The 26,603-nt window shown below is 69.9% G+C and carries 29 protein-coding genes and 1 tRNA gene; 23 read left to right on the forward strand and 7 right to left on the reverse strand.

Features of this window, described 5'->3' with window-relative positions; translation table 11 throughout:
- Positions 1-134 precede the first annotated feature (134 nt).
- The 5 genes from AC4GY7_RS09650 to AC4GY7_RS09670 form a co-directional block, all read right to left on the reverse strand.
- On the reverse strand, positions 135-431 hold the full coding sequence (locus AC4GY7_RS09650; protein ID WP_491113287.1) for a DUF2849 domain-containing protein: 297 nt from the start codon (positions 429-431) through the stop codon (positions 135-137).
- Positions 428-1,285: a uroporphyrinogen-III C-methyltransferase gene (gene cobA / locus AC4GY7_RS09655; RefSeq protein ID WP_491113289.1), complete on the reverse strand. Its 858-nt coding sequence runs from the start codon at positions 1,283-1,285 to the stop codon at positions 428-430. Before cobA ends, AC4GY7_RS09650 begins: the two co-directional genes overlap by 4 nt.
- 99 nt (positions 1,286-1,384) lie before the next feature.
- Positions 1,385-1,576, reverse strand: coding sequence for a hypothetical protein (locus tag AC4GY7_RS09660; RefSeq protein ID WP_491113291.1), 192 nt, complete (start codon positions 1,574-1,576; stop codon positions 1,385-1,387).
- 66 nt (positions 1,577-1,642) lie between these two features.
- The gene (astD, locus tag AC4GY7_RS09665) at positions 1,643-3,055 is read right to left on the reverse strand and encodes a succinylglutamate-semialdehyde dehydrogenase (protein ID WP_491113293.1); all 1,413 of its coding nucleotides are present in this window, start codon (positions 3,053-3,055) and stop codon (positions 1,643-1,645) included.
- Between the two features lie 55 nt (positions 3,056-3,110).
- Complete coding sequence (locus AC4GY7_RS09670; protein ID WP_491113295.1) at positions 3,111-3,767, reverse strand: prolyl hydroxylase family protein; 657 nt, start codon at positions 3,765-3,767, stop codon at positions 3,111-3,113.
- 138 nt (positions 3,768-3,905) lie between these two features.
- Here AC4GY7_RS09670 and AC4GY7_RS09675 point away from each other — a divergent pair, with 138 nt between their 5' ends.
- The 20 genes from AC4GY7_RS09675 to AC4GY7_RS09770 all read left to right on the forward strand — a co-directional run bounded on the left by AC4GY7_RS09675 (position 3,906) and on the right by AC4GY7_RS09770 (position 21,773).
- Complete coding sequence (locus AC4GY7_RS09675; RefSeq protein WP_491113296.1) at positions 3,906-4,757, forward strand: type II secretion system protein N; 852 nt, start codon at positions 3,906-3,908, stop codon at positions 4,755-4,757.
- Positions 4,754-6,973: a type II secretion system secretin GspD gene (gspD, locus tag AC4GY7_RS09680; protein WP_491113298.1), complete on the forward strand. Its 2,220-nt coding sequence runs from the start codon at positions 4,754-4,756 to the stop codon at positions 6,971-6,973. The genes AC4GY7_RS09675 and gspD overlap by 4 nt, the downstream gene beginning before the upstream one ends.
- A gap of 277 nt (positions 6,974-7,250) precedes the next feature.
- Positions 7,251-8,792 (forward strand): GspE/PulE family protein, encoded by a 1,542-nt coding sequence (locus tag AC4GY7_RS09685; RefSeq protein ID WP_491113744.1) that lies wholly within the window; start codon positions 7,251-7,253, stop codon positions 8,790-8,792.
- A gap of 143 nt (positions 8,793-8,935) precedes the next feature.
- A complete protein-coding gene (gspF, locus tag AC4GY7_RS09690; RefSeq protein ID WP_491113300.1) occupies positions 8,936-10,159 on the forward strand; it encodes a type II secretion system inner membrane protein GspF in 1,224 nt (407 codons plus the stop codon).
- Positions 10,160-10,167: 8 nt separating this feature from the next.
- Positions 10,168-10,608, forward strand: a complete 441-nt coding sequence (gene gspG, locus AC4GY7_RS09695) for a type II secretion system major pseudopilin GspG (RefSeq protein ID WP_491113302.1) — start codon at positions 10,168-10,170, stop codon at positions 10,606-10,608.
- Positions 10,609-10,610: 2 nt separating this feature from the next.
- Entirely contained in the window at positions 10,611-11,060 is a 450-nt protein-coding gene (locus AC4GY7_RS09700; protein ID WP_491113304.1) for a GspH/FimT family pseudopilin, read from the forward strand.
- Complete coding sequence (gene gspI, locus AC4GY7_RS09705; protein ID WP_491113306.1) at positions 11,060-11,443, forward strand: type II secretion system minor pseudopilin GspI; 384 nt, start codon at positions 11,060-11,062, stop codon at positions 11,441-11,443. The genes AC4GY7_RS09700 and gspI overlap by 1 nt, the downstream gene beginning before the upstream one ends.
- Positions 11,440-12,114 (forward strand): type II secretion system minor pseudopilin GspJ, encoded by a 675-nt coding sequence (gspJ, locus tag AC4GY7_RS09710; RefSeq protein WP_491113308.1) that lies wholly within the window; start codon positions 11,440-11,442, stop codon positions 12,112-12,114. Before gspI ends, gspJ begins: the two co-directional genes overlap by 4 nt.
- The gene (gene gspK, locus AC4GY7_RS09715; RefSeq protein ID WP_491113310.1) at positions 12,104-13,084 is read left to right on the forward strand and encodes a type II secretion system minor pseudopilin GspK; all 981 of its coding nucleotides are present in this window, start codon (positions 12,104-12,106) and stop codon (positions 13,082-13,084) included. Before gspJ ends, gspK begins: the two co-directional genes overlap by 11 nt.
- Positions 13,081-14,166: a type II secretion system protein GspL gene (gene gspL / locus AC4GY7_RS09720; RefSeq protein ID WP_491113312.1), complete on the forward strand. Its 1,086-nt coding sequence runs from the start codon at positions 13,081-13,083 to the stop codon at positions 14,164-14,166. The genes gspK and gspL overlap by 4 nt, the downstream gene beginning before the upstream one ends.
- Entirely contained in the window at positions 14,163-14,633 is a 471-nt protein-coding gene (locus tag AC4GY7_RS09725; RefSeq protein WP_491113314.1) for a type II secretion system protein M, read from the forward strand. The genes gspL and AC4GY7_RS09725 overlap by 4 nt, the downstream gene beginning before the upstream one ends.
- A complete protein-coding gene (gene gspN, locus AC4GY7_RS09730) occupies positions 14,630-15,343 on the forward strand; it encodes a type II secretion system protein N (protein WP_491113316.1) in 714 nt (237 codons plus the stop codon). Before AC4GY7_RS09725 ends, gspN begins: the two co-directional genes overlap by 4 nt.
- A 49-nt stretch (positions 15,344-15,392) precedes the next feature.
- Positions 15,393-15,469 (forward strand) — tRNA-His (locus AC4GY7_RS09735).
- A 105-nt stretch (positions 15,470-15,574) separates the two neighbouring features.
- Complete coding sequence (locus AC4GY7_RS09740) at positions 15,575-16,627, forward strand: Glu/Leu/Phe/Val dehydrogenase family protein (RefSeq protein ID WP_491113318.1); 1,053 nt, start codon at positions 15,575-15,577, stop codon at positions 16,625-16,627.
- 388 nt (positions 16,628-17,015) lie between these two features.
- Positions 17,016-17,741 carry a heme ABC transporter permease CcmC gene (gene ccmC, locus AC4GY7_RS09745; protein WP_491113320.1) on the forward strand — a complete coding sequence of 242 codons (726 nt, stop codon included), beginning with the start codon at positions 17,016-17,018 and terminating at the stop codon, positions 17,739-17,741.
- Positions 17,742-17,838: 97 nt separating this feature from the next.
- Entirely contained in the window at positions 17,839-18,273 is a 435-nt protein-coding gene (gene ccmE / locus AC4GY7_RS09750) for a cytochrome c maturation protein CcmE (protein WP_491113322.1), read from the forward strand.
- Positions 18,270-20,201, forward strand: coding sequence for a heme lyase CcmF/NrfE family subunit (locus AC4GY7_RS09755; RefSeq protein WP_491113324.1), 1,932 nt, complete (start codon positions 18,270-18,272; stop codon positions 20,199-20,201). The genes ccmE and AC4GY7_RS09755 overlap by 4 nt, the downstream gene beginning before the upstream one ends.
- Positions 20,198-20,725, forward strand: a complete 528-nt coding sequence (locus AC4GY7_RS09760; protein WP_491113326.1) for a redoxin family protein — start codon at positions 20,198-20,200, stop codon at positions 20,723-20,725. The genes AC4GY7_RS09755 and AC4GY7_RS09760 overlap by 4 nt, the downstream gene beginning before the upstream one ends.
- Positions 20,722-21,141, forward strand: a complete 420-nt coding sequence (locus AC4GY7_RS09765) for a cytochrome c-type biogenesis protein (RefSeq protein ID WP_491113328.1) — start codon at positions 20,722-20,724, stop codon at positions 21,139-21,141. Before AC4GY7_RS09760 ends, AC4GY7_RS09765 begins: the two co-directional genes overlap by 4 nt.
- Positions 21,141-21,773, forward strand: a complete 633-nt coding sequence (locus tag AC4GY7_RS09770) for a tetratricopeptide repeat protein (RefSeq protein WP_491113330.1) — start codon at positions 21,141-21,143, stop codon at positions 21,771-21,773. Before AC4GY7_RS09765 ends, AC4GY7_RS09770 begins: the two co-directional genes overlap by 1 nt.
- Before the next feature lie 276 nt (positions 21,774-22,049).
- On the opposite strand, the gene AC4GY7_RS09775 is transcribed toward AC4GY7_RS09770, so the two are convergent.
- Together AC4GY7_RS09775 and ald are read right to left on the reverse strand one after the other, a co-directional pair.
- Positions 22,050-22,268, reverse strand: coding sequence for a DUF3072 domain-containing protein (locus AC4GY7_RS09775; protein ID WP_491113332.1), 219 nt, complete (start codon positions 22,266-22,268; stop codon positions 22,050-22,052).
- A gap of 61 nt (positions 22,269-22,329) precedes the next feature.
- Positions 22,330-23,436 (reverse strand): alanine dehydrogenase, encoded by a 1,107-nt coding sequence (ald, locus tag AC4GY7_RS09780; protein WP_491113334.1) that lies wholly within the window; start codon positions 23,434-23,436, stop codon positions 22,330-22,332.
- A gap of 125 nt (positions 23,437-23,561) precedes the next feature.
- Here ald and AC4GY7_RS09785 point away from each other — a divergent pair, with 125 nt between their 5' ends.
- The 3 genes from AC4GY7_RS09785 (at position 23,562) to AC4GY7_RS09795 (ending at position 26,571) form a co-directional block, all read left to right on the forward strand.
- Positions 23,562-24,005: an Lrp/AsnC family transcriptional regulator gene (locus AC4GY7_RS09785; protein ID WP_491113336.1), complete on the forward strand. Its 444-nt coding sequence runs from the start codon at positions 23,562-23,564 to the stop codon at positions 24,003-24,005.
- Between the two features lie 119 nt (positions 24,006-24,124).
- Positions 24,125-26,047, forward strand: a complete 1,923-nt coding sequence (locus AC4GY7_RS09790) for a potassium transporter Kup (protein ID WP_491113338.1) — start codon at positions 24,125-24,127, stop codon at positions 26,045-26,047.
- Positions 26,044-26,571, forward strand: coding sequence for a 2'-5' RNA ligase family protein (locus tag AC4GY7_RS09795; RefSeq protein ID WP_491113340.1), 528 nt, complete (start codon positions 26,044-26,046; stop codon positions 26,569-26,571). The genes AC4GY7_RS09790 and AC4GY7_RS09795 overlap by 4 nt, the downstream gene beginning before the upstream one ends.
- The last annotated feature ends 32 nt before the right edge of the window (positions 26,572-26,603 follow it).

A 26,603-nucleotide genomic window follows, 5' to 3' on the forward strand; every position in this document is an offset into this window, starting at 1 on the left:
CCGCACCTCGACCGGGTGGCGTCTATGGATCCCGGCGTTCGCCGGGATGACGGCTAAGGGGCGGCGCCTACTCCCGGCGTTCGGCGGGATGACGGGAAGGCGCGCGTGCATCCCGGATGCATTCTTGGCGTGGATCATATCACCCAGCTTCCCGCCGTGGGGTCGGCCGGCTTGAGCGTCAGGTCGGGGCGGACCGTCGGGCCCAGGGCGCGGATGCGGTCCTTGATGTGCGCCGGGCGTGGCCCGTCCGGTGTCGCGACCGCATCGATCAGATAGGGGACGTTGACCCGCCGGGCGCCTTCCTCGGCGCGCAGGATGGCCTCGCCGTCGGCGCCGACGTCGACGGCATCCTCGACGTGGCGCGACCAGCCGGAGCCGGTCCACCAGACGACATCGCCGCTGGGCAGGTCGTTGCCGGTCAACAGCCTCATGCCGCGGGTCCCACGAAAGTAGTACTTTCGTGGGCTCCCTCCACGGGTCCCACGAAAGTAGTACTTTCGTGGGCTCCCTCCGCCACCCGCGCCCAGCGGGCGAGCTTGTCCTCGGCGTCGGACAGTTCGACCACCTCGCCGACGACGATGATCGCCGGGCTCTGCACGGTTTCGCGCGCGACCATCGGGCCGAGGTCGGCGAGCAGGGTGCGCAGTGCGCGGCTGCCCGCCAGCGTGCCGCGCTCCAGCACCGCCACCGGCATGTCCGGGGCGACGCCGTCCGCCATCAGCTTGTCGGCGATATCGGCCGCGGTCGCGACGCCCATGTAGATCACCAGCGTCCGGCCCTGGCCGGCGAGCCCCGCCCAATCCTGGTCGGACAGCCCCTTGCACTGGCCGGCGACGAAGCTGACCGCCGAACTGTGATCGCGATGGGTGAGCGGCAGCATCGCCTCCGCCGCGCAGCCGAGCGCCGCAGAGACGCCGGGGATCACCTCCAGCGGCAGGCCCGCGGCGCGGACCGCCTCCACCTCCTCGCCGCCGCGGCCGAAGATGAACGGGTCGCCGCCCTTCAGCCGTACGACGATGGCGCCGGTCTTGACGTGCGCGACGATGAGCGCGTTGATCGCCTCCTGCGGCAGCGTATGCCGCGCGCGGCGCTTGGCGACGGAAATGCGCTGCGCCTGCGGCGGCGCGAGATCGAGCACGCGCGGATCGATCAGCCCATCGTGGACGAGGATATCCGCCGTCTTCAACGCCTCGACGGCGCGGACGGTGAGCAGCCCCGGATCACCCGGACCGGCCCCGACCAGGATGACGCGCCCGCGGGCGTTGGGATCGAGAAGCGTAGCCATGATCCGGCAGATGGGCCGGCACGTGCCGGGGAACAAGCCAGCGTTGCTTTGGTGAGGGTTAGGTGAACTTGGGTAGGGCCGACGGCCCGGCGCGTCCGGTCAGAAATAGCTGATGACGGGATGCGGTTTCCCGTCACTGCGGGCCGCGGCGCGCGCCAGCAGCATGCGCTTGTTCTCCGTACGCCGGCCACCCTTGTTGCGGAGGGAGTCGACGGGAATGTCGGCTACACCCGTTTCGCGTGCCCGCTGTTCGACTTGCGCGAGATATTCGGTGAAATCAAAGGTCCGCATCGAGCCTTTATAACGCGACTTTGGTAAAAGGTGATGCGGTACGCGGTTCGACGGCGTGAATGCGCCTCACGCGTCCCTGAGGCCGATCCCGATGTTGGCGCGCGCGGCTTCCGCCTCGTTGCTGACCACCGGATAGGCGCAATAGTCCGCCGCGTAATAGGCGCTCGGTCGGTGGTTGCCGCTCCAGCCGATGCCGCCGAAGGGGGCGGAGGAGGAGGCGCCGTTGGTCGGGCGGTTCCAGTTGACGATGCCGGCGCGGATGCCCGCCCAGAAGCGGTCGTAGAGCGACGGGGTCTGGCTGACCAAGGCCGCGGACAGGCCGTAGCGCGTGTCGTTGGCGATGCCGATCGCCTCGTCGAACTCGGTGGCGCGGATGACCTGGAGGATGGGGCCGAACAGCTCCATATCGGGGCGTTCGCTGGCGTTGGTCATGTCGATGAGCGCCGGCACCAGGAACGGCCGGTCGTCCTGCAGGCGCTCGAGGTGGCGGATCGGGCGGCCGCCGCGCATCAGCAGCGCAAGGAAGCTTTCGGTGAGCTGGTCGGCGACCTGGTTGTCGATCACCGGCCCCAGGAAGGGTTGGGGATCGTCGTGCGGCGCGCCGACGATCAGCCGGCCGACCATCGTGTTGATCGTGTCGAGCAGCGGCTCGTACAAGCGATCCTCGACGATCAGCCGCCGCGCCGCGGTGCAGCGCTGGCCGGCGGTGGTGAAGGCGGACTGGATCACCAGCACCGCGGCCGAATGCAGGTCCGGCGTGTCCCAGACGACGATGGGATTGTTGCCGCCCATCTCCAGCGCCAAGATCTTTTCGGGCTTGGATGCGAAGGCGCGGTTGAGCGCGAGGCCGGTGCGCGCCGAGCCGGTGAACAGCAGGCCGTCGATATCGGGATGTTCGGCCAGCGCCTTGCCCTCGGCCGGGCCGCCGATGAGGACGCGGATGCACGCGTCCGGCACGCCGGCGGCGCGATAGCATTCGACCAGGAAGGCGCCGGTCGCGGGCGTCTTTTCGGACGGCTTGAAGACCACCGCATTGCCGGCGAGCAGGGCGGGCACGATATGGCCGTTGGGCAGGTGCGCGGGGAAATTATAGGGGCCGAGCACCGCCAGCACGCCATGCGGCTTGTGGCGCAGCGCCATGCGGCTGCCCATCGGCGATTCGAGCCGGCGCTGCGCGGTGCGTTCCGCATAGGCGGTGACCGAGATGTCGACCTTGGCGATGACGGTGTCGACCTCGGTCCGCGCTTCCCACAGGGGCTTGCCGGTTTCGCGGGCGAGCAGGTCGGCGAAGGCCTCGTGGCGCTGGCGGACGACGTTGCCGAAGCGGCGCAGCGTCTCGACCCGGACGGTCAGCGGCAGCGCCGCCCATGCTGCCCAGCCGCTGCGCGCGGCGGCGACCTCCGTATCGGCATCGCCGACCGGCCCGCGCCACAATTCCGCTCCCGTGGCGGGTTCGTAGGAAATGATCTCGTCAGCCATGCCTGCCTTGCCCTCTGCGTGCAGGGACTAGGCGAATGGCGGAACGCGGGCAAGCTTAGCCCCAGGGGCGTTCGCGGTACCATTTGGTGATGACGTATTTGACGCCGCTGCGCACCTTCATCCCTTGGTGCAGCGTCGCCGGGTTGAGCGACCCGTCTGCGCGCCGGTTGTTCCAGGCGACGAGCTTGCCGGTTTCGGGCTGGACGATCTTGTCGACCGCCTTGAAGCGCGTCGCGCCGCCCGCCTCGGGTTCGTTGAGGTACACCATCAGCGTCCATGTGCGATTGCCCGCCACCGAACAATACCGCTCGAAGTCGGCGCCCTGCGGCTCGAAATAGTCGGTGTGGCCCTTGAATTCCTGGCCGACTGCATAGCGCTGGCCCTGCAACGGCTCGCCATGCGCGGGGTCGAGGCCGGTAAAGTCGGCGAGGCGGCGCTCCACCGCCTGCACGACGGGGTCGTGCGCGGCGAGGTCGCCCGTCTCGCTGGTGCGGAAGGCGGCGTCGCCGTTGGGATCGGCGATGGTCGAGGGGCGGCGCACCGCGTCGATCCGCTCGATCAGCGCATCGCACAGGGCCTGGCCGATGAAGTCTCGGGCGAGGAACAGGTCGAGCTTGGCGCTCGGCACCTTCTGCACGCCGGGCTGCGACAGGATGCGGGCGGCGATCGGGCCGGCGTCGACGCCGCTGCCGAGGATGGGGAGGGAGGCCATGACGTCAGGCTGTATCATCTGCGGCAGGATTCGGGGAAGGCGGCGTTCGTCCGGCCACCGTACCGCCATCTGCCCCCTTTGCCGCAAAAGCGTAACATGGCATGCGTAGGCGCTAGGGTCGCGGGACGGGATCGGTACATGCGCTTGAAACTCGACGCGCGGACGCAGCGCATTCTGCGCCGTCTGCCCGTCGTCAACGTCTATTCGCTGGTCGAGCTGGTCCTGATCGCGGGGCTGGCGACGCAGGCGGCGCGATTGGTGTGGACGCTGGTCACCCCGGTGTCGCCGCTGGGCGACTGGCGCCCGGCGGAGGTGAGCGTGCCCGGCCGCCCCTATGACGTGCTCGCCGGGTTCGATCCGTTCTTTCGCCTCGGCGGGCAGCAGCAGGGGCCGGCGACGGTCACCGCCTTGCAGCTGACGCTGTTCGGCATCCGCGTCGACGAAGCCTCGGGGCGCGGTTCGGCGATCGTCGCGGGGCCGGACAACGTGCAGCGCAGCGTCGGCGTCGGCGAGGAGATCCAGCCCGGCGTGCGGCTGAAGGCGGTGGCGTTCGACCATATCACCATCGACCGCGGCGGCACGGACGAGGACCTGTTCCTCGTCCAGTCCGATGCGCCCGGCGCGGGCGGGCCGCCGCTGCCGCCGGGGCAGGCCCCGGCGGGGGGCGCGCCCATGGCGATGGCGGGGCAGCCGCCGGCGCCGCCGGTCGGCGCCAATCAGATCCGGAACGAGATCGGCTTCATCCCGCGGATCGACGGCGGTCGCATATCCGGCCTGGTCGTCCGGCCGCAGGGCACCGGCACGCTGTTCCGCACCGCGGGCCTGCGCGAGGGCGACGTGGTGACCGCGATCGGCGGGCGGCCCGTCACCGGCCCGCAGGACCTCGACCGCGTCACCGCCGAATTCGCCGGCGGCGGCAACATTCCCATCACCGTCGAGCGGGGGCAACAGACGCTCGCGCTCGCCATCACGATCGCACCCAATCCATGAAGACGCTGCTTCCCGCCCTGATGCTCTCCACCGCGGCCGCGATGCTGCCGGTGCAGGCGATCGCCCAGACGACGCTCAACGTCCGCGATGCCGATATCCGCGCCTTCATCGCCGATGCCGCGCGGGTGACGGGCCGCACCTTCATCATCGACAATCGCGTGCAGGGGAAGGTGACGGTGGTCACCGACCGGCCGCTCAGCCGCTCGGAATATTTCGAGGCGTTCCTGTCGACGCTGCGCGCCAACGGCCTCGTCGCGGTGCCGACCGGCAACGGCGCGTTCCGCATCCAGCCGATCGACAATGCCGCCTCGCAGCCGAGCCGCATCGGCCTGTCGGGCGCGGCGCGCAACAGCCTGGTGACCGAGATCGTCCGGCTGCGCGCGGTGGATGCGCAGCAGGCGCTGGAGACGGTGCGGCCGCTGGTCAGCGCGCAAGGCTCGGTCAGCGCCAACCGCGGCTCCAACGCGCTGGTCATCGTCGATTTCGCCGACAACATCCGCCGCATCCGCGAGGTGCTGCGCCGCGTCGACGCAGACAATGCCTCTACCCGCGTCGTCGCGCTGAAGAATGCGTCGGCCAAGGAGATCGCCGCCGCGCTGCAGGGACTCGCCACCGGCGCGGCCGGCGGCCAGGGCGGCACGCCGGGCGGGGTCGGCACCACGGTGACCGCGGTCGACAGCAGCAATTCGGTCATCATCCGCGGCGATGCGGCCAGCGTATCGCGGCTGGTGCAGGTGGCGCAGGAGCTCGACCAGAAGGCGAAGAACGGCACCGAGATTCGCGTCGTCTTCCTGGAAAATGCCGATGCGGCGCAGCTGCTGCCCGTGCTCCAGCAGCTGGTCGGGCAGACCCCCGATCCGGTGCAGGAGACGCAGCTGTCGCGCACCCAGACCGGCTTCGGCAGCAGCACCGGCGGCGCGTCGCAGGCGAGCCAGCAGCGGCAGGTGGCGCAGGCACCGGTGCAGCAGAGCAGCGGCGGCGGCAGCAGCGGCACCGGGCAGCCGGCGATCACCACGCAGGGCGGGCGCACGGCGGCGGTCGTCACCCGCTTCCAGGGCGCCAACGCGATCGTCATCGCCGCGCCCGCCGATATCCAGCGGCAGCTGTCCGACGTCGTGCGGCAGCTCGACACGCGGCGCGAGCAGGTGCTGATCGAGGGGATCGTCGCCGAAGTCTCCGACGCGACCGTCAACCGGCTCGGCGCGCAGTTCATCCTGGCCAATCCGTCGGGCGGGGCGTTCGCCGCCTCCACCTTCTCGAACAGCGCGCCCAACATCCTCCAGATCGCCGGGGCGATCGGTGCGCGCGAGATCGGATCGAGCCGTACCGTCGTCATCGCGCCGGACGGGACCCGGACGGAGACGACCACCAACAACACGGCGTCCGACCAGCTGACCCAGTCGGCGATCAGCTCCATCATCGGCTCGTCGGGCGGCTTCGGCGGGTTCGGCGGCAAGATCGGCGACGTCATCTTCGGCGCGATCATCAATGCGGTGAAGAGCGACACCACCTCCAACCTGTTGCAAGTCCCGCACCTCGTCACGCTGGACAATCAGGAAGCGCACAGCCTGGTCGGGCAGGAGATTCCGATCACCACCGGGCAGGCGCTGTCGAACAATTTCGACAACACCTTCCGCACCACGCAGCGCGAGAATGTCGGCATCGAGCTGACCGCGCGGCCGCAGGTCAATTCCAGCGGCACGGTGAAGCTGAACCTGCGGCTGGAAGTCAGCTCGATCGCCGGCCCGGTGTCGAGCGACAACAGCGACCTCATCCTCAACAAGCGCGAGATCGAGACGGTGCTGACCGTGGACGAGGGGCAGATCGCGGTGATGGGCGGACTGCTGAGCGACGAGGAGCGCCGCACGATCGAGAAGATCCCGCTGCTCGGCGACATCCCCTTGCTCGGCAACCTGTTCAAGTCGCGGGCGAAGTCGCGCAACAAGACCAATCTGATGATCTTCATCCGCCCGACGATCCTGCGGTCCGCCGCCGACAGCCGCAAGGTCGCCGAGCAGCGCTATGGCTATATCCGCCTGCAACAGGGATTGCAGTCGCCCGACGAAGAGCCGTCGATCGACCAGCTGGTGCGCGACTATATGGGCGCGGCGCCGCCGATCCCTTCGGCGCCGATCCCCGGCAACATCGAGGACCCGCGCGTCGCCGTGCCGATCCAGCACAATACCACCAAGGTCATCCGCCCGAGGGACAAGTGATGATGAGCCGCTCCGTCCCGCCGTCATCCCGGCGGAAGCCGGGACCCATGGCGGGGGTGCGCGTAGCGTTGGCGCGCGCCATCGGCCGGGTGCGTCCATGGGTCCCGGCGTCCGCCGGGATGACGGTGGAGGGGCGGGCGGAATGCTCCTCCAACACCCCGTCATCCCCGCGCAGGCGGGGATCCATAGCGGCTGACCTCTCGGCTCCATCGCAGCTGCAGCGACTATGGATTCCCGCCTACGCGGGAATGACGAAAGGCAGGAGGGCGCGCGCATGATGATCCGTCCCGGCAGCGCCATCGTCGAGAGCGCGGACGCGGCCATCGCCGAGCCGGTGCCGATGCTCGCCATCCCCTATGCCTTCGCGCGGCGGCACGGCGTCGTCGTCACGCATACCGACACCGACGCGCACCTCACGGTCGCGCTGCGCGCCGGTGCGGACCCCAGGGCGCTGATCGAGATCCGCCGCTATCTCGCCCGGCCGTTCGACGTGACGCTGGTCGAGCCGCCCGCCTTCGACCGGCTGCTGTCCGATCATTACGCCATGGACGGCCAGGCGAACGCGCTCGCCGCGGTCGGCATGGGCGACGAACTGGACAGCCTCGCCGAAGGGCTACCGACCGCGGAGGACCTGCTCGACACCGCCGACGATGCGCCAGCGATCCGCCTCATCAACGGCATCATCGCCGATGCGGCGCGCAACGGCGTGTCGGATATCCATATCGAGCCCTATGAGACGGGCCTGATCGTGCGCATGCGCATCGACGGCGTGCTGCGCGAGACGTTGCGCATGCCGCCGCACGTCGCGCCCGTCGTGGTGAGCCGCATCAAGGTGATGGCGCGGCTCGACATCGCCGAGCGGCGCGTGCCGCAGGACGGGCGCATGGGGCTGACGCTGGGCGGCAAGTTGCTCGACGTGCGCGTGTCGACCCTGCCCAGCCGGGCGGGCGAGCGCGTGGTGCTGCGTATCCTCGACAAGGAGAATGCCGGGATCGACCTCGATGCGCTGGGCATGGACGAGCGGATGTACGCGCTGCTGCGCGGAGCGCTGGCCGAGCCCAACGGCATCATCCTGGTCACCGGGCCGACGGGATCGGGCAAGACCACCTCGCTCTATGGTGCGCTGCGGCTGCTCAACGATGGCAGCCGCAACATCCTGACCGTCGAGGACCCGGTGGAATATGCGGTCGAAGGGGTGGGGCAGACGCAGGTCAACCCCAAGGTCGGCCTGACCTTTGCCGCTGGCTTGCGCGCGATCCTGCGCCAGGACCCGGACGTGGTGATGGTCGGCGAAATCCGCGACCGCGAGACGGCGGAGATCGCGGTACAGGCGTCGCTGACCGGCCATCTGGTGCTGTCCACCGTCCACACCAACGATGCGATCGGCGCGATCACTCGGATGCGCGACATGAAGGTCGAGCCGTTCCTGCTCGCCTCGACGCTGCGCGCGGTGATCGCGCAGCGGCTGGTGCGGCGGCTCTGCCCGACGTGCCGGCGGCCGGCGGCGGATCATGGCGTCGCCGCCTTGCTCGGGATCGAGGCGGGGGCGACGGTGTATGAGGCGGTCGGCTGCCCGGAGTGCAACCACACCGGCTTTCGCGGGCGGATCGGCGTGTTCGAGGCGGTGCGGGTGGACGACGCCATCCGCCGCTTCATCAACGACGGGGCCGACGAGACGGCGATCGCCGCGCACGCCTTTGCGCGGACGCCGACGCTGGCGCAGGCGGCCGAGGCGCTGGTGCGCCGCGGGCTGACGACGCCGGAGGAGGCGATCCGGGTCAGCCGCCGCGATGCGACGGATGTGGTGGATGATGGGTGAGCCCCGCCAAATCCTCCCCGGCACGGGGAGGGGGACCAGCCGCAGGCTGGTGGAGGGGGGGCGCCACTGGGCGTGCCGCCTGAGGAGGCCCCCCTCCACCACCGCTGCGCGGCGGTCCCCCTCCCCGTGCCGGGGAGGAATTGGTGGCTGATTTCGACTATCTCGCCATCGATACCCGCGGGCAGGAGCAGCGCGGGCATGTCGCGGCGGCGAGCATCGATGCCGCGCGGGCGACGCTCGACCGCCGCAAGCTCTACGTCGTCCGCCTCGAACCGGGGGCGCCGCCGGCGGTGCAGAGCCGGCCGCTGTTCGGCATCCGCCTCGGCCGCGCCCGGATGAGCAACAAGCAGCTCACGCTCTTCACCCGCCAGCTGGCGACGCTCAACCGCGTTTCGCCGCTGGAGGAAAGCCTGCGCACGATCACCCGGCAGACGGAGCAGGAGAGCGTCCGCACGATCGTGGCGCAGGTGCACGCCGGCGTGGTCGAGGGGCGTCGCCTCGCCGACGCGATGGCGCGCGAGCCGAAGAGCTTTCCGCCGCTGTACCGGGCGATGGTGTCGGCGGGCGAAAGCTCGGGCAGCCTGCCGACGATCCTCGACCGGCTTGCCGCCCTGCTCGAACGGCAGGCGGAAATCCGCGGCAAGCTGCTGACCGCGCTCGCCTATCCGACGATCCTCGCGGTCGTGGCGCTGGGTGTCGTCACCGCGCTGATGATGTTCGTGGTGCCTCAAGTGGTGCAGCAGTTCGACACGGTCGGGCAGGCGCTGCCGCTGCTTACCCGCATCGTCATCGGCCTGTCCGACCTGCTGGTCGGCTGGTGGTGGCTGATGGCGCTGGTGATCGCGCTGGTTGTGGCGGGGACCTGGTATGCCTTGCGCGATCCGGCGTTGCGGCTCGCCTTCGACACCGCGCTGTTGCGGTTGCCGCTGCTCGGGCGGCTGCTGCGCGACCTGCATGCGGCGCGCATGTCGCGCACCCTGTCGACCATGGTGGCGAGCCGGCTGCCGCTGCTGGAGGGACTCGCGCTCACCGCCTCGACGATCCACAACCGGCGGCTGCGCGCCGCCTCGGACGAGATCGTGGAGGCGATCCGATCGGGCGGCAGCCTGTCCGCGGCGATGCGGCGCACGGCGGTGTTCCCGCCGCTGCTCACCTATCTCGCCGCATCGGGCGAGGCGGCGGGGCGGCTCGACGAGATGCTGGAGCGGGCGGCCGATTATCTGGAGCGCGAATTCGACCGCTTCACCGCCACCGCGCTGTCGCTGCTCGAACCGGCGATCATCGTCGTGATGGGCGGCATCGTCGCCACGATCGTGCTATCGATCCTGCTCCCCATCCTCCAGCTCAACACCCTGGCCGGACAATAAGGACCGTCATGCGTAAACCGGAACAGAAGCGCCATCGCAACGAGGAGGGCTTTACCCTCGTGGAATTGATGGTCGTCATCGTCATCATCGGCCTGCTCGCCGCGATCGTCACCTTCAACGTCCTGCCCGCAGGCGACAAGGGCAAGATCACCAAGGCGAAGTCGGACATCAGCACCATCGAAGGCGCGCTGGAAATGTACCGGCTGCAGATGAACAGCTACCCGACCACGAGCCAGGGGCTACAGGCGCTGGTCACCGCGCCGGCCGGCGTCAATGCGGCGGAATATCAGCGCGGCGGCTATATCAAGAAGCTGCCGCCCGATCCCTGGGGCCGCCCCTATCTCTACGCCTCGCCCGGCCAGCACGGCGAGGCCGACGTCTGGAGCCTCGGCGCCGACGGCAAGGACGGCGGCGAGGGCGCCAACGCCGACATTACCAGCTGGCAGTGAGCATGCGCCGCACCGAACACGGCTTCACGCTGGTCGAGCTGATGGTGGTGGTGACCATCATCGGCCTCGCGGCGGCCGTTGCGGTGTGGAACATGCCCGATCCACGCGGTCGGGTGGCGGACGAGGCGGCGCGATTCGCATTGCGGGCGCGCGCTGCCCACGATGCCGCGATCGTCGGCGGCAGCCCGGTGAGCCTGTGGGTCACCGCCGGCGGCTATGGCTTCGACCGTCGCGCCGCCGGGCAATGGGTGGCGATGGCGGACAAGCCGCTGCGCGTCGAGCGCTGGTCGGAGGGGACGCAGGCGGCGATCGGCGATGCCGACGGGCGCCTCCGCGTGGTGTTCGACCCGACCGGACTCGCCGACCGGCCGGCGCAGGTGACGCTCAGCCGCAGCGGCGCCCGCGCGGTGATCGACATGGCCGCCGACGGCAGTGTGCGGGTGGCGAGCTGATGATCCCCGCCGCCCCGCCGTCGTCACGCGGCTTCACCCTCGTCGAGATCATGGTCGCGCTTGCGGTGTTCAGCCTTGCGGTGCTCGCGCTGCTGCGGCTGGAGACGGCGACGATCCGCGGTGCGCAAGTGCTGGACGACAGCCTGATCGGCGGCATCGTCGCCCGCAACGTCGCCAACGATGCGATCACCGAGGCGCGGCCCCCCGTCGCCGGGCGGACGACCGGCAGCGAGGTCGATGGCGGCCGCAGCTGGAACTGGGTGCGGCAGGTGACCGCCACCGGCAATGCCAGCATCGTCCGCATCGATGTCGCCGTCGCCAATCGGCGCGGCCAGATCGTCGGCCGCACCACCGCGGTGCGGCCCCCGGATACGCCGTCGTGAGGGGCGGGGCGGGGGGCTCGCCGGCGCAGCGGCGCGGGGAGGCCGGCTTCACCTTGGTCGAAGTGCTCATCGCGCTGATGATCTTCGGCCTGATCGCGGCGGCGGGCGTCGCCATCCTGACCTTCAGCGTGCGGGCGCAGACCGCCACGGGCAAGCGCTTCGACGACGTCGCCGCGCTCAACCGCACCACCGCGCTGCTGGCGAGCGACCTCGGCCAGGCGATCGACCGGCCGGCGCGCGACGAGGGCGGCAATCGGCTGCCCGCCTTCACCGGCGAGGCGGATGGGCGGATGCGCTTCGTGCGCACCGGCTGGGCGAACGTCGATGCCGCGCCGCGGGCGAGCGCACAGAAGGTCGCCTATGCGATGGACGGCGACACGTTGCAGCGCATCGCCTATCCGATGATCGACGGCGCGGCGCCGCTGCCGCCGGTGGCGCTGCTCGGCAAGGTGGCGGGGGTCAGCGTGCGCTACCGCTACAAGGGGGCGTGGAGCGATCGCTGGGACGGCACGCAGGGTGCGCCGCTGCCGCAGGCGGCGGAGGTCGTGCTGCGCCGCACCGACGGCACCACGCTGCGGCTGATGCTGCTCGTCGGGTCGGGCTATGCGCCGCCACTGGTCGGCGGTCCGCAGCCGACGCCGACCGCTTCGGGAACGCCCGGTGCCAGCTGAACGCGAGCGCGGCGCCGCGCTGCTCACCGTCCTGCTGCTCGTCGCGATGATCGCGGTGCTCGCGGGCACCGCGCTCGAACGGCTGCGCCTCACCACCCGCCTCGCCGGCAACGCGCTGGGTGCCGAACAGGCGCGCGGCTATGCCCGCGCCGCCGAGGCGCTGGCGACGTCCAAGGTGACCGACATGCTCGGCTCCAACCCCGATCGCGTCACGCTGGCCGGCGGCTGGAGCGGCAAGCCGTTCGGCCTGCCGCTGCCCGGCGGCGGCCTCGCCGTCGCGCGGGTGAGCGATGGCGGCAATTGCTTCAACCTCAACAGCCTCGTCGCGCAGCAGGCACCCGGTGTCTACACGTCGACGCAAGGCTTCGCCGCGCACCTCCAGTTCGTCCGGCTGATGGGGCTGATCGGCGTGCCGTCGCAATCCGCCGAGCGCATCGCCGCGGCGAGCGCCGACTGGATCGACAGCGACCAGGACCAGCAGGCAGGCGGCGCCGAGGACCCGGTCTATCTCGCCCGCGCTCTGCCCTATCGCACCGCCGGCACGCTGATGGCCGACCCCAGCGAGCTGCGCGCGGTCGATGGCGTCACGCCGGAGATCTATGCGAAGCTGCGCCCGTGGATCTGCACCCTGCCACGAGCGGAGGCGGCGCCGCTCAACATCAACACGCTGGCCCCGGAACAGGCGCCGCTGGTCGCGATGCTGTTTCCGGGCAACGTGTCGGCGGCGGCGGCGCGCGGCATGATCCTGCGCCGCCCGCCGCAGGGCTTCAAGGATGCCAGCACCTTCCTCAACCTTGCGGGCAACGGCGCGACGCCCGACGGCGGCGGGGGGTTGGCGGTGAAATCGACATGGTTCGCGCTCGGCATCGACGTGACCAACGGCAGCGCACGCTTGCAGGAAAGGGCGCTGATCGACGCAAGCCGTCTTCCCGCGCGGCTCGTGGCACGGCAATGGGGCGACGAATCATGACGATGCTCCTGTTCCTTCCCCATGGCGACCGCGGCTGGCGCTGGCTGCGCATCGCGGACGATCGCACGATCACCGAAGGCGAGGGGATGCCCGGGGCGACCGATGAGACGGTGATCGCCGTCGCCCCGGCGGAGGACGTGACGCTGCACTGGGCCGATCTGCCGGCGCGCTCGCCGGCGCAGGCGGTCGCCGCCGCGCGCCTGCTCGTCGCCGAGGCGAGCGCGACTCCGATCGGCGAACTGCATGTCGCGGTCGGCGGCGAGGCGGCGGGGGAGGGCGACCGTCCGATCGCCGTCGCCGGCATGGGCGCAATGGCCGGCTGGCTGGCGGAATGTGCCGTGCATGGCATCGATCCGGCGGCGATCGTGCCCGCCCCCCTGCTGCTGCCGCGGCCGGAGGAGGGCTATGTCCGCGGCATCGTCGGTGCAGCGCCGCTGGTTCGCAGCCGCACCACCGGCTTCGCCGATGAGGCACGACTGACGGACCTCGTCGTCGGCGACGCGCCGCTGGTGACGGTCGACCGCGAGACGCTGGACGCGCACCTTGCCGCAGTCGCCGCCGCGGTGCCGCTCGACCTCAGGCAGGGGCCGTTCGCGCGGCGCCGGCGGCGCATCGGCATCGATTGGCCGCTGGTCCGCCGCATGGCGCTGCTGGGTGCCGCCATCCTGCTGGTGACGCTGGCGATCGACCTCGTCCGCATCGCCAAATACAGCCTCGGCGCCGACGCGCTGGAGGCACGGGCCGAGGCGCTGGGGCGCACCGGCCTCGCCCGCGGCGAGACGGTGACCGATGTCGACCGCCAGCTCGCCGAGCGCCTGGCGGCGGTGCGCGGGCCCGGCCTGGGGTTCAGCACCACCGCCGCAGCGGTCTATGCCGCGGTGCGAGCGACGCCCGGTACCGAGCTGACCGGCCTGGACTTTCAGTCGAACGGCGATCTGCGCATCAGCGTCGCCGCGGCGCGCGAATCGCTGCCCACCGACCTCAAGCGTGCGCTGGAGGCGGCGGGCTTCGCCGTCACCGCCGGCACGTTCCAGTCGGCCAACGGAAGGATCACGGGTGAGATGACGGTGAGCCGGCCATGAGCGGCATGCGCGCCTGGTTCGCCGGCCGGTCGCTGCGCGAGCGGCGGATGATCCTCGTGATGCTGGCGCTGCTGGCGGTGACGGTCGTCTGGGGCGGCATCATCCTGCCGGTGCGCGACGGGCTGTCGAGCGCGCGCGAACGCTATGCCGATGCCGCCGTCCGCTTCGGCGCGACGGAGGGTGCGATCGACCAGCTGCATGCCGTCGGCCGCCGCATCCCGCTGAGCGGCACGCTCGCCGATACGCTGCGCCTGCGCGCGGAGGCGGCGGGCTTCGCGCTGGCGACCGTCGACGAATCGGGTGCCGGCCGGGCCCATGCCACCATCCAGGCAGCCAAGCCCGCTGCGCTCGCGCGCTGGTTCGCCGGGCTGGAGGCGGGCGGCATCCTGGTCGATTCGGCGACGTGGCGCGACAACACCGACGGCAGCGTCGCCGTCGACTTCGTCGTGCGGGCGCGCGCGTCATGAGGCGCATCCGCCTGCGCACCGGTCCTGCCGCGCTATTCGGCGGGCTGATGCTCGTCGCGCTGCTCATGTTCCTGCCGATGCGGCTGGTGCTCGGCTGGATCGGCTTGGGCGACCAGGGGTTCAGCGCGCGCAGCGTGACCGGCAGCGTCTGGGACGGCCGGCTGGAGGAGGCGCGGTTCGGCGACCTGACGCTGGGGTCGCTCGACGCCAGCGTCTCGCCGTTCGCGCTGCTGCTCGGCCGCGCGCGGGTCGCGATCGATGGCGATCCGGGGATCGTGCACGGCGCGCTGGTGCTCAGCCGTCACGGCCGGGGCGTCGATGACCTCACCGCCACGCTGCCGACCGGCCGCGCCTTCGCGCCATTGCCGGTCACGCAGTTGGCGCTGGAAAACGTCACCATCCGCTTCCAGGACGACAACTGCGAGCGTGCCGAGGGCCGGGTGCGGGCGACGCTGGTCGGCGAGGCGGCGGGGATCGCGCTGCCCTCCGAACTCTCCGGCGTCGCGCGGTGCGAGGGCAATGCGCTGCTGCTGCCGCTCGCCAGCCAGTCGGGCAGCGAGAGCATCACGATGCGGATCACGGGCGGGGGCCGCTACACCGCGGCGCTGCGCCTCGTCCCCTCCGATCCGGCCGCCGCCCAGCGGCTGGCGGCCACCGGATTCGTCGGCGGGGCCGACGGATATCGACTTTCGATCCAGGGCAGCTTCTGATAGCCTTGACGGGAGGCGTATCGCCCCGCTAGGGGCGCATGCCTTCGCGGCGACCGTAGTTCAATTGGTTAGAGCGCCGGCTTGTGATGCCGGAAGTTGCGGGTTCAAGTCCCGTCGGTCGCCCCATTTTCCCGCAAATCCCGTGTTCCTGCCGCCCGTTAGGGACTGGCCAAGCCGGGCGGGAAAGAATATTACTCTCGCTCGCAACATCATTATCACGCGGAGCAGGCCATGGCAGCGGTGTGGGATCTTACCGATTTCGATATGCACGAGGGTGTGCACACCTTCACCGATCGCGAATCGGGGCTGCGTGCGATCATCGCAGTGCATTCCACACATCTCGGCCCGGCAGCGGGTGGCGCCCGGTTCTGGCATTATGCCGCGGGTGACCTGGCGCTGACCGATGCGTTGCGCCTGTCGCGCGGCATGAGCTTCAAGAATGCGATGGCCGGCCTGGCGCTCGGCGGCGGCAAGGGCGTGATCCTGGCCGATGCCCCCGGCGCGGTGATCGGCGAGGCGCAGCTGAAGGCGTTCGGCCGTGCGGTGGAATCGCTCGGCGGCCGCTACGTCACCGCCGAGGATGTCGGCATGTCCGAAGCGCGGATGAAGGTGATCGCGGGCGAGACGCGCTACGTCAGTGGCCTGCCCGTGCAGAGCGGCGCCGCAGGTGGCGACCCCGGACCCTATACCGCGCATGGCGTCTACCTGGGCGTCAAGGCGGCGGCGAAGCGGGGCCTCGGCACCGACGACATGCGCGGCGTCCATGTCGCGATCCAGGGCGTCGGCTCGGTCGGCGGCGGACTTGCCCGCTTGCTGGCGAGGGACGGTGCGCGCCTGACGCTCGCCGATGTCGATGCCGATCGCGCCAAGGCGCTTGCCGCGGAACTGGGCGCGGAGACGGTCGCCGCCGGCGCGATCCTGGGCGTCGAGGCGGATATCTTCAGCCCCAACGCGCTCGGCGCGATCCTGACCGAAGCGACCATCCCGACGCTGAGTGCCAAGGTCGTCGCGGGCGGCGCCAACAACCAGCTGGCGACGCGCGAGGATTACGGTCGCCTGCACGATCGCGGCATCCTCTACGCACCCGATTACGTCATCAACGCCGGCGGCATCATCAACGTCGGGCTGGAATATCTGGGCCAGGGCGACGAGGCCGAGGTGATGGCGCGCATCGCCAAGATCCCGGCGCGCCTCGACGAGGTGTGGGACGAGAGCGAGCGGACCGGCCGCCCGGCGGCGGAGGTCGCCGACACGATCGCGCAGCGGCTGATCGGCCGGGGCTGAGCCTTTCTTCGCTACCGGGGGCGGGCGGTGCGAGCGAGCATTGCGTTCGTCGCTTACCTCCCCCTCCGTCAGGCTACGCCTGCCACCTCCCCCTGGCGGGGGAGGATCGAATGTCGATCCGGCCTGATTCTCCGTCGCCCCGGAACGAGCCCGGGGTGACGGAGAATGGTGGGATGGGTTGCCCTTCAACCGAAGCCAGCAGCCATCCTGGCCATATGGAATAGCCCTGTCCTCGGGGGATGACTCGGGAACCGAGCCGTCCACCTACCTCCATTGGCCGTGAGCGCGTCGGAAGGCGTGGTGCCGCCCCGTCATCGTCGGCCCGGCACCGCCCCGCGCACACGTGGGGTGACGGCGCCCGCAAAGCTTCCTATGAACGACGCCAGCCGTGCCGACTTTTCATGCCCTTGCCAATCCTGCGCGCTTCCTTGCCATCGCCCGGCCGTTGACGCCGGTGCTGCTGTGGAGCGGCATCGTGTTGCTCGCGATCGGTTGCTGGGCGGGGCTGACGCAGACGCCGCCCGACTATCTGCAGGGCGAGACGGTGCGCATCCTCTACATCCATGTCCCCGCCGCGTGGCTCGGCATGGGGGGATGGAGCGGGATCGCGATCGGCAGCATCGCCTTCCTCGTCTGGCGGCACCCGCTCGCCGATATCGCCGCGCGTGCCATCGCGCTGCCGGGCGCGACCTTTGCCGCAGTCTGCCTCGTCACCGGGTCGATCTGGGGGCGGCCGACCTGGGGCACGTGGTGGCAGTGGGACGGGCGGCTGACCTCCATGCTGCTGCTGTTCTTCGTCTATTGCGGCTATATGGCGCTGGCCCGCGCCGATGCCGATCGCGGCGGTGACGGGCGTATCCCGGCGCTCTACGGCATCGCCGGCACCGCGCTGCTGCCGATCATCCGCTATTCGGTGATCTGGTGGAACACGCTGCACCAGGGGCCGTCGATCGGCCTCACCCGGTCGAGCATCGCGGGCAGCATCCTGTGGCCGCTGGGCCTCACCATGGCGGGCTTCACGCTGCTGTTCGCCGCCATCGTGCTGATGCGGATGCGCACCGCGCTCGCCCGGATCAAGGCCGAGGCGCGGCTGCGCCGGATGGCGCGCGCATGAATCCCTGGCCGTTCGTGATCGCGGCCTATGCCGTCACGCTGGGCGTGGCAGGCGCGCTGGCGCTGGCGAGCTACCGTGCGATGCGGCGCGCCGAGAAGTGAAGGCCAAGCATCAACGGCTGACGCTCGCCCTGCTGGCGGTGGGTGCGATCGCCATCGCGGCGCTGCTCGCCCTGTCGGCGCTGAAGGATCAGGCGTCCTTCTTCTACGCGCCGTCCGACGTGAAGACGCAGGGGCTGCCGCTCGGCCGTGCGGTGCGCCTGGGCGGTATGGTGCAAAAGGGGTCGGTGGTGCGTGCTCCCGATGGCGTCACCGTCCGCTTCGTCGTCGGCGATGGCCGGGCGACGACCCCGGTCACCTTCGCCGGCATCGTCCCCGACCTGTTCCGCGAAGGCTCCGGCGTCGTCGCCGAGGGGCATTTCAATGCGGACGGCAGCTTCACCGCGACCAACCTGCTCGCCAAGCACGACGAGAAATACATGCCGCCGGAAGTCGCGGGCAAGATGCACGAAACGAAGACGCTGGAGCCATGACCGCCGAAACCGGCCTTGCCGCGCTCTGGCTCGCCGCCGCGCTGGCGGCGCTGCAACTGGCGATGGCCGCGCTCGGGCTGGCGCGCCGCCGGGTGGAGGCGATGGCCGCCGTGCGCCCGATCGCGATGGTGCAGGGGGCGCTCGCCGCCATCGCGATGGCGGCGCTGATCGCGCTGTTCCTCGCCTCCGACATGTCGGTGAAGCTGGTGGTCGAGAACAGCAATTCCGCCAAGCCGTGGATCTATAAATTCGCCGGCGCCTGGGGCAATCACGAAGGATCGATGCTGCTGTGGGTGACGATCCTCGGGGTCGCGGGCGCCGCGGTCGCGGTGCTCGAACGCCGCCTCGCCGAGCCGACGCTGATCGCGACGCTCGGCGCGCAGGCGGGGATCGCACTCGGTTTCTATGCCTTCCTGCTCTTCGCCTCCAATCCGTTCGCGCGGATCGCGCCGGCGCCGCCGGAGGGGCTGGGGCTCAACCCGCTGTTGCAGGACCCCGGCCTCGCCTTCCACCCGCCGACGCTCTACATCGGCTATGTCGGCATTTCGGTGGCCTTCTCCTTCGCGGTCGGCGCGCTGGTGACGCGCGACGTCGGCCCGGCGTTCGCGCGCGCGATGCGGCCGTGGGTGCTGGGTGCGTGGATCTTCCTGACCTTGGGCATCACCGCGGGATCCTATTGGGCCTATTACGAGCTCGGCTGGGGTGGCTGGTGGTTCTGGGACCCGGTGGAGAATGCCTCGCTGATGCCGTGGCTGGCGGCGACCGCGCTGCTCCATTCGGTGACGGTGCTGGCCACGCGCGACGGCCTGCGCGCCTGGACGGTGATGCTGGCGGTGGTCGCCTTCTCGATGTCGATGATCGGCACCTTCCTGGTCCGTTCAGGCATCCTTACCAGCGTCCATGCCTTTGCCGTCGATCCCAAGCGCGGCGCCTTCATCCTGGTGCTGCTGGCGCTCTACATCGGCGGCGCGCTGGCGCTGTTCGCCGCGCGGATCGGAACGGTGCGGGCGGGCAACACCTTCCAGTTCGTCAGCCGCGAAGGCGGCCTGGTCATCAACAACCTGCTGCTGTCGGTGATCCTCGGCACGGTGCTGATCGGCACGCTCTACCCGCTGGTCGCGGCGAGTTTCGGCACGCAATTGTCGGTCGGGCCGCCGTTCTTCAACAAGGCGGCGGGGCCGATCGCGCTGGCGCTGGTCGTCGTGATGGCGGTCGGTCCGCTGCTGCGCTGGCGGCGCGACGATGCCGGCGCGCTGCTCGACCGGCTGATCTGGCCGATCGCCGCCACCGGCTTCACCGGCGCGGCGCTGGTCGTGCTCGCGCCGCCGGGGCTGATGCCGCTGCTCGGCCTATCGCTGGCCGGCGGACTTGCCGTGGCGAGCGTGCTGCCGCTCGTCGGGCGCAAGCCCTGGCGCGCGCCGCTGTTCACCTGGGGCATGGTCGTGGCGCATCTCGGCATCGCGGTCAGCCTTGCCGGCATGGCCTGCGACAGCGCCTATACCGCCGAGACGCTGGTCGCCGCACGGATCGGACAGCCGGTGCGCGTCGGCCCCTATCGGGTGACGCTGGACGGCATCAAGCCGATCATCGGCGACAATTGGTCGGCGCTGGAAGCACGTCTGACGGCGGTGCGCGACGATGAGGATCCCATCGTCCTGCGCCCGCAATCGCGCTTCTTCGCCGATCCAGTCACCACCACCAGCGAAAGCGCCATCGCGACCCGGTGGGATGGCCAGCTCTACACCGTGCTTGGCCAGCCGGATGAACAGGGCCGATGGCAGCTGCGGCTATGGTGGAAGCCGTTCGTCACGCTGATCTGGCTGGGCGGCGGCTTGGTCGCGCTGGGTGGCGCGCTGTCGCTCGCCGGCCGCTGGCGGCGCGAACGGCGTGCGGCGCAGCGCGAGGCGCAGGGGCAGGCATGGGCATGAGGCGCTGGCTGCTGTGGGCGCCGCTCGTCGCCTTCGCCTTGCTCGTCGTGCTGGTCGCGGCGAACCTGCTGCGGCCGGCGGACCGGACGGTCCGTTCGGCACTGATCGGCCAGCCGCTGCCCGCGTTCGCGCTGCCGCCTATCGCGCCGGGCAAGCCCGGCCTGTCGAGCGCCGATTTCGGCCGTGGCGGCCCCCGGCTGCTCAACATCTTTGCCAGCTGGTGCATCCCTTGCGCCGCGGAAGCGCCGCAGCTGATGCGGCTGAAGGCGATGGGCGTGGCGATCGATGCCGTCGCGATCCGCGACACCGCGCCCGCGCTCGCCGACTTCCTGCGCCGTCATGGCGACCCCTATCGGCGGATCGGCGACGATCCGCAGAGTGCGGTCCAGCTCGCGCTCGGTTCGTCCGGCGTTCCCGAAAGCTTCGTGATCGATGGCCGAGGCCGGATCGTCTACCAGCATGTCGGCGATATCCGCGCAGACGACGTCGATGTGATCGCCGCCGCGGTGCGGGACGCGCGATGATCCGCTGGCTGCCGCTCCTCGCGCTGTTGCTCGCCGCCGCTCCGGCGCTGGCCGATCCGACCACGCCGCCCGCCGCGCTCGCCGACACGCAGTTGCGCGATCCGGCGCGCGAGGCGGAGGCGCGCGCGCTAATGGAGACGCTGCGCTGCGTCGTCTGCCAAGGGCAGTCGATTGCCGACAGCGACGCCAGCATGGCCGGCGACATGCGCGCGCTGGTCCGCCAGCGCATCGCGGCGGGCGAGCGGCCGGACGCGATCCGTGCCTGGCTGGTCGCGCGCTATGGCGATTATGTCAGCTACGATCCGCCGCTGAGCGGTGCGACCTGGCCGCTGTGGTTCGCACCGCTCGTGTTGTTGGCGGTCGGTATCGCCGTCGCGCGGATCAGCTTCCGCCGGCCGAAGGAAGTGGCGCGCTGATGGGCTGGGTGACGCTCGCGCTGATCGCCATCGGAGCGGCGGGTGCGCTGATCGCGCTGCGGGTCGATCGGCTGATGTGGTCGATGGTCGCCGGGGCGCTGATGCTGGGTGCAGCCGGCTATGCGTGGCAGGGACGGCCGACGCTGCCCGCCAGCCCCGCCGAGCCCGCCGCGCTGTTGGCCCCCGACGACCCGGCACTGCTCGACCTGCGCGAACGCATGCTCGGCCGCTTCACCGCCGATTCCGCCTATCTCACCGCTGCCGATGCGATGATGCGGGCCGGCCAACCGCAAACGGCGGTGCAGGCGCTGCTTGGCGGACTCAACCAATATCCACGCAGCGTGATGCTGTGGACCGCGCTCGGCACCGCGCTGGCGGCGCATGACGGCAACCGGCCATCGCCGCCCGCGCTGTTCGCCTTTCGCCAGGCGATCCGCGTCGCACCGGAGCACCCGGCGCCGCATTTCTTCCTGGGGCTGGCCTATGCCCGCGCCAACGACTTCCCGGCGGCGCGGGCGGAATGGGCGAAGGCGGTGGCATTGTCGCCGCCCGGTGCATCCTACCGGCCGGAGATTGCAGTGCGTGTCATGCTGATCGATCGCCTGCTCGCGGAGCGCAATGGGGCGCGGTAGAGCGGTCTGCCGAGGAGTTGATCAACTTTTGCCGTTTGCCTGGAGCGTGTTGAGGGGCGGGGATTTCCCACGCTATACGCCTGCGGGACGGTGCCCTTCGACAGGCTCAGGGCGAACGGGCCAGGCTCCGCGTACCGGATCAACCTGAGTGTAGGGTGATCCCCACTCGCTGTTTGCCCTGAGCGTGTGGAAGGGCGTGGTTTTCGCAACCCGCATGCTAGTAGCATTGTGCCCTTCGACCGCTCGGGGCCCATGTGCAGGCTCGACGCCGGGACGTTATTTCCCGCGCCCGGTCTGCTCCTGCAGGGCATCGATCCGTTTCGACGCTTCCGCCTTGCTCAGCGTATCGTCGAATGCTTCGCCGGCTTCCTCGCTCAGCGTCTTGAGGTAGCTTGCCTGCGCGCCCGTCATCGCCTCGTCGCCGGTGGTCCAGTCGTCCGGGTCCTTTTCGGCGTTGGAGGTCGGGTGCGTCTTGGGGTTTTCGGTTTCGGACATAGGGTTGAAGCCTCTCGTTCGTATCGAGGCTTCAACCCTTGTGTTCCTTATCCGTTCCCGGTCAGGCCTGCCAGGCCTCATAAGGAAGGTCGAGCGCTTCGGCGACCGCCTCGTGGCGGATCTTGCCGCCCGACACGTTGAGGCCGTTGGCGAGGTGCGGGTCCGCTTGCATTGCCGCCTCGGCACCCAGGTTGGCGAGCTTCAGCGCGAAGGGCAGGGTCGCGTTGTTGAGCGCGAAGGCCGAGGTGCGCGCCACCGCGCCGGGCATGTTGGCCACGCAATAATGCGTCACGCCGTCGACCTCGAACACCGGGTCCTCGTGCGTCGTCGCGTGGCTGGTTTCGAAGCAGCCGCCCTGATCGATGGCGATGTCGACCATCACCGCGCCGCGCTTCATCGTCTTCACCATCTCGCGCGTCACCAGCTTGGGCGCCGCCGCACCCGGCACCAGCACCGCGCCGATGACGAGGTGGGCGTTCTTCACCGCCGCGGCGATCGCCGCCTTGCTGGCATAGGCCGTCTTGATCTGGCTGGAGAAGAACATGTCGAGTTCTGCCAGCCGGTCGTTGGAGATGTCGTAGATCGTCACGTCGGCGCGCATGCCCACGGCCATCTGCGCGGCGTTGACGCCCGACACGCCGCCGCCGAGGATGGCGACCTTGGCCGGCGCGACACCCGGCACGCCGCCGAGCAGCACGCCGCGGCCGCCCTGTTCCTTTTCGAGATAATGGGCGCCGACCTGCACCGACATGCGGCCCGCGACCTCGCTCATCGGCTTGAGCAGCGGCAGGCCACCCCTCGCCGCGGTGACCGTCTCATAGGCGATGCAGGTGGCACCGGACTTCATCAGCCCCTCGGCCTGCGGCTTGTCGGCGGCGAGGTGCAGGTAGGTGAACAGCAGGTGGCGCGGTTCGAGCAGCGCGATCTCGCTCGCCTGCGGCTCCTTGACCTTCACGATCATGTCCGCGGCGGCGAAGACGGCGGCGGGGTCGGGCAGGATGCGCGCGCCCGCGGCGACATAGTCCGCATCCTCGAAATCGATGCCGGCGCCGGCGTTGGTCTCGACCACCACCTCATGGCCCGCCGCGACCAGTTCCGCCACGGACGGCGGCGTCAGGCCGACGCGATATTCGTGGTTCTTGATTTCCTTGGGCACGCCGATCCGCATGATCCGATCTCCTCTTCCGCGGTTGCCCATACAACCGGTCGGGCAGGAGAAGGTCGCAATGTTATCCGCCTTCGGCCGCCGCTCCGGGATTTTATCTCGCCGGCGCCCCTGATAGAGCAAGGATCATGCTCGACGCCATCGATCGCCGTATCCTTGCCCAGCTGCTCGCCGATTCCGACCTCACCAGCGTGCAGCTGGGGGAGGCGGTCGGCCTGTCACCCAGCGCCGCGCACCGGCGGGTCGGCGCGTTGAAGGAGCGGGGCCTGATCGCCGGCTATCGCGCCGTGCTGAGCAAGGCGGCGCGGGGCAACCCCAGTGTCGTGCTGGTCAACGTCACGTTGCGCGATCAGCGCGAGGAGACGATGGCCGCGTTCGAACGCGAGATCGTCGAGGTGCCAGAGGTGCGCGACTGCTTCCTGATGAGCGGCGAGGCGGATTACACTCTGCACGTCGAGGTGCGCCGCGACGACACGTTCGAACGCATCCACCGCGAAACGCTGAGCCGCCTGCCGGGGGTCACCCGGCTCGCTTCGCATTTCGTCATCCGCGAGGTGTTTCGCCGTCCCTGAGCGGTACGGGCGATGACCGCTGCCGTTGCTAGGGTCGTTCAGCCCATGCTAAGGCGCATGATTATGGAACAGGTTGGGAACAGGGCCGGTCGTATGCCAACGGATCGGTCGAGCGCCTCGTGAGCGCCCCCGTACCGGCGGCCGTGCCGAGCGCGCGGGCCGAGGACGACGATCACGGCCATCATCACGACGGGCTGCTGAAGCTCGCGGTCGGCGCGATCGGCATCGTCTTCGGCGATATCGGCACCAGCCCGCTCTACGCCTTTCGCGAAACCTTCGCCGGCCATCACCAGCTCGCGCTCGATCCGCTGCACATCATGGGCGTGCTCAGCCTGATGTTCTGGTCGATGATGATCGTGGTGACGATCAAATATGTCGCCATCATCATGCGCGCCGACAACAAGGGGGAGGGCGGCAGCCTGGCGCTGCTCGCGCTCGTCTCGGGTCGCACCAAGAGCCGGCGCTGGTCGACCGGCATCGTGCTGCTCGGCGTGTTCGCGACATCGCTCTTCTACGGCGATTCGATGATCACTCCGGCGGTGACCGTGCTGGGCGCCGTCGAGGGGCTGGCGATCGCCGCTCCCGCCTTTGCCGGGCTGGTGCTGCCGATCGTCATCGCCATCCTGATCGCTCTGTTCTGGGTGCAGAAGAGCGGCACCGCGCGCATCGGGCTCGTCTTCGGGCCGATCATGCTGGTCTATTTCTCGGTCATCGCCGTGCTCGGGCTCATCAGCGTCGTGCAGACGCCGGGCGTGCTCTGGGCGTTTTCGCCGCATTATGCCGTCGAATTCTTCCTGCTCGATCCCGTCCGCGCCTTTCTCGCGCTGGGATCGGTGGTGCTGGCGGTGACGGGGGCGGAGGCGCTCTACGCCGACATGGGCCATTTCGGGCGCAAGCCGATCGGCCTGTCCTGGCTGGTGTTCGTGCTGCCGGCCTTGATGTGCAACTATCTGGGGCAGGGGGCGCTGCTGTTCCGCGAAGGGCATGAGGCGCTGAAGAGCCCGTTCTACATGCTGGCGCCCGACAGCCTGCAGCTGCCGCTGGTGATCCTGGCGACGATGGCGGCGATCATCGCCAGCCAGGCGGTGATTTCCGGCGCCTTTTCGGTGACGCAGCAGGCGATCCAGCTGGGCTTCATGCCGCGGCTGCGGATCGAACATACCAGTGCGGCGACCGCCGGGCAGATCTACATCCCGCTTATCAACTGGATGCTGATGGTGATGGTGATCCTGCTGGTGCTGTTCTTCCGCACCTCGTCCAACCTCACCTCCGCTTACGGCATCGCGGTGACGGGGGCGATGTTCATCGATTCGTGCCTGCTCGGCGTCGCGCTCACCCGGCTATGGAACTGGCCGCTCTATGCCGCGGCGCCGCTGCTTGCCCTCTTCTTCCTGGTCGACGGCGCCTATTTTTCGGCCAACCTCACCAAGGTGCCCGATGGCGGCTGGTTCCCGCTGACCATCGGCTTCATCGTCTTCACCTTTCTCACCACCTGGTCGAAGGGCCGCAAGCTGATGATGGACCGCCTTCACGAGGCGGCGATGCCGATCAAGGTCTTCATCACCTCCGCGGTCAATTCGGCGAGCCGGGTGCCGGGCACGGCGGTGTTCATGACCTCCTCGCCCGACGGCGTGCCGCATGCGTTGCTGCACAACCTCAAGCACAACAAGGTGCTGCACGAGCGGGTCATCCTGCTGACGGTGAAGATCGTCAGCCAGCCCTATTGGCCCGAGGCGGAGCGCGCCGCGCGCGAGCCGATGGGGGAGGGCTTCTACCGCCTGGTCCTGCGCTACGGCTTCATGGAGGAGGTCGACGTGCCGGCAGCCCTGAAGCGCGTCCACGAATGCGGCGCCGACTTCAAGATGATGGACACCAGCTTCTTCCTGTCGCGCCAGACGCTGCTGCCCTCCGACCGCCCCGGCATGATGCTGTGGCGCGAGAAGCTGTTCGCCTGGATGCTGCGCAACGCGGAAAGCGCGATGGAATTCTTCCGCCTGCCGACGAACCGCGTCGTCGAACTGGGCAGTCAGGTGGAGATTTGACCGCCGGTCATCCCGCCGCGGTCCCCGCGCCGATCATCGTCACCGCATTGTTCGGCCGGCAGGATCAGGGGTGGTTCGATGCGCAGCGTGCCGCGCATTTTCCGCCCGAACGCAATGTGCTGTCGGCGCATCTCACGCTGTTCCACCACCTGCCGCCGTCGGCCGAGGGTGAGCTGAAGCATCGGCTGACGGGGTTCACCCGCGGCGTGCGGGCGCCGCAGGCGCGGGTCGGCGGGCTGATGTCGCTGGGGCGCGGCGTCGCCTATCGCATCGAATCGCCCGATCTGGTCGCCATCCGCCGTGATCTGGCCGATGCGTTCGCCGGCCTGCTGACGCCGCAGGATGCGGGCGGGTGGCGTCCGCACGTCACCATCCAGAACAAGGTGCAGCCCAATATCGCCAAGCTGCTGCTCGCTTCGCTGTCGCGCGATTTCGTGCCCCGCGGGGTCGAAATCGCCGGCTTGGCGACATGGTGGTATCGGGGCGGTCCGTGGGAAGCACTGTCGCGTCATATGTTCGCTTGACGGGGGCTGCATCCCGCACCTATAGGCGCCCC

This window comes from Sphingomonas sp. SP5 (genome assembly GCF_058313455.1).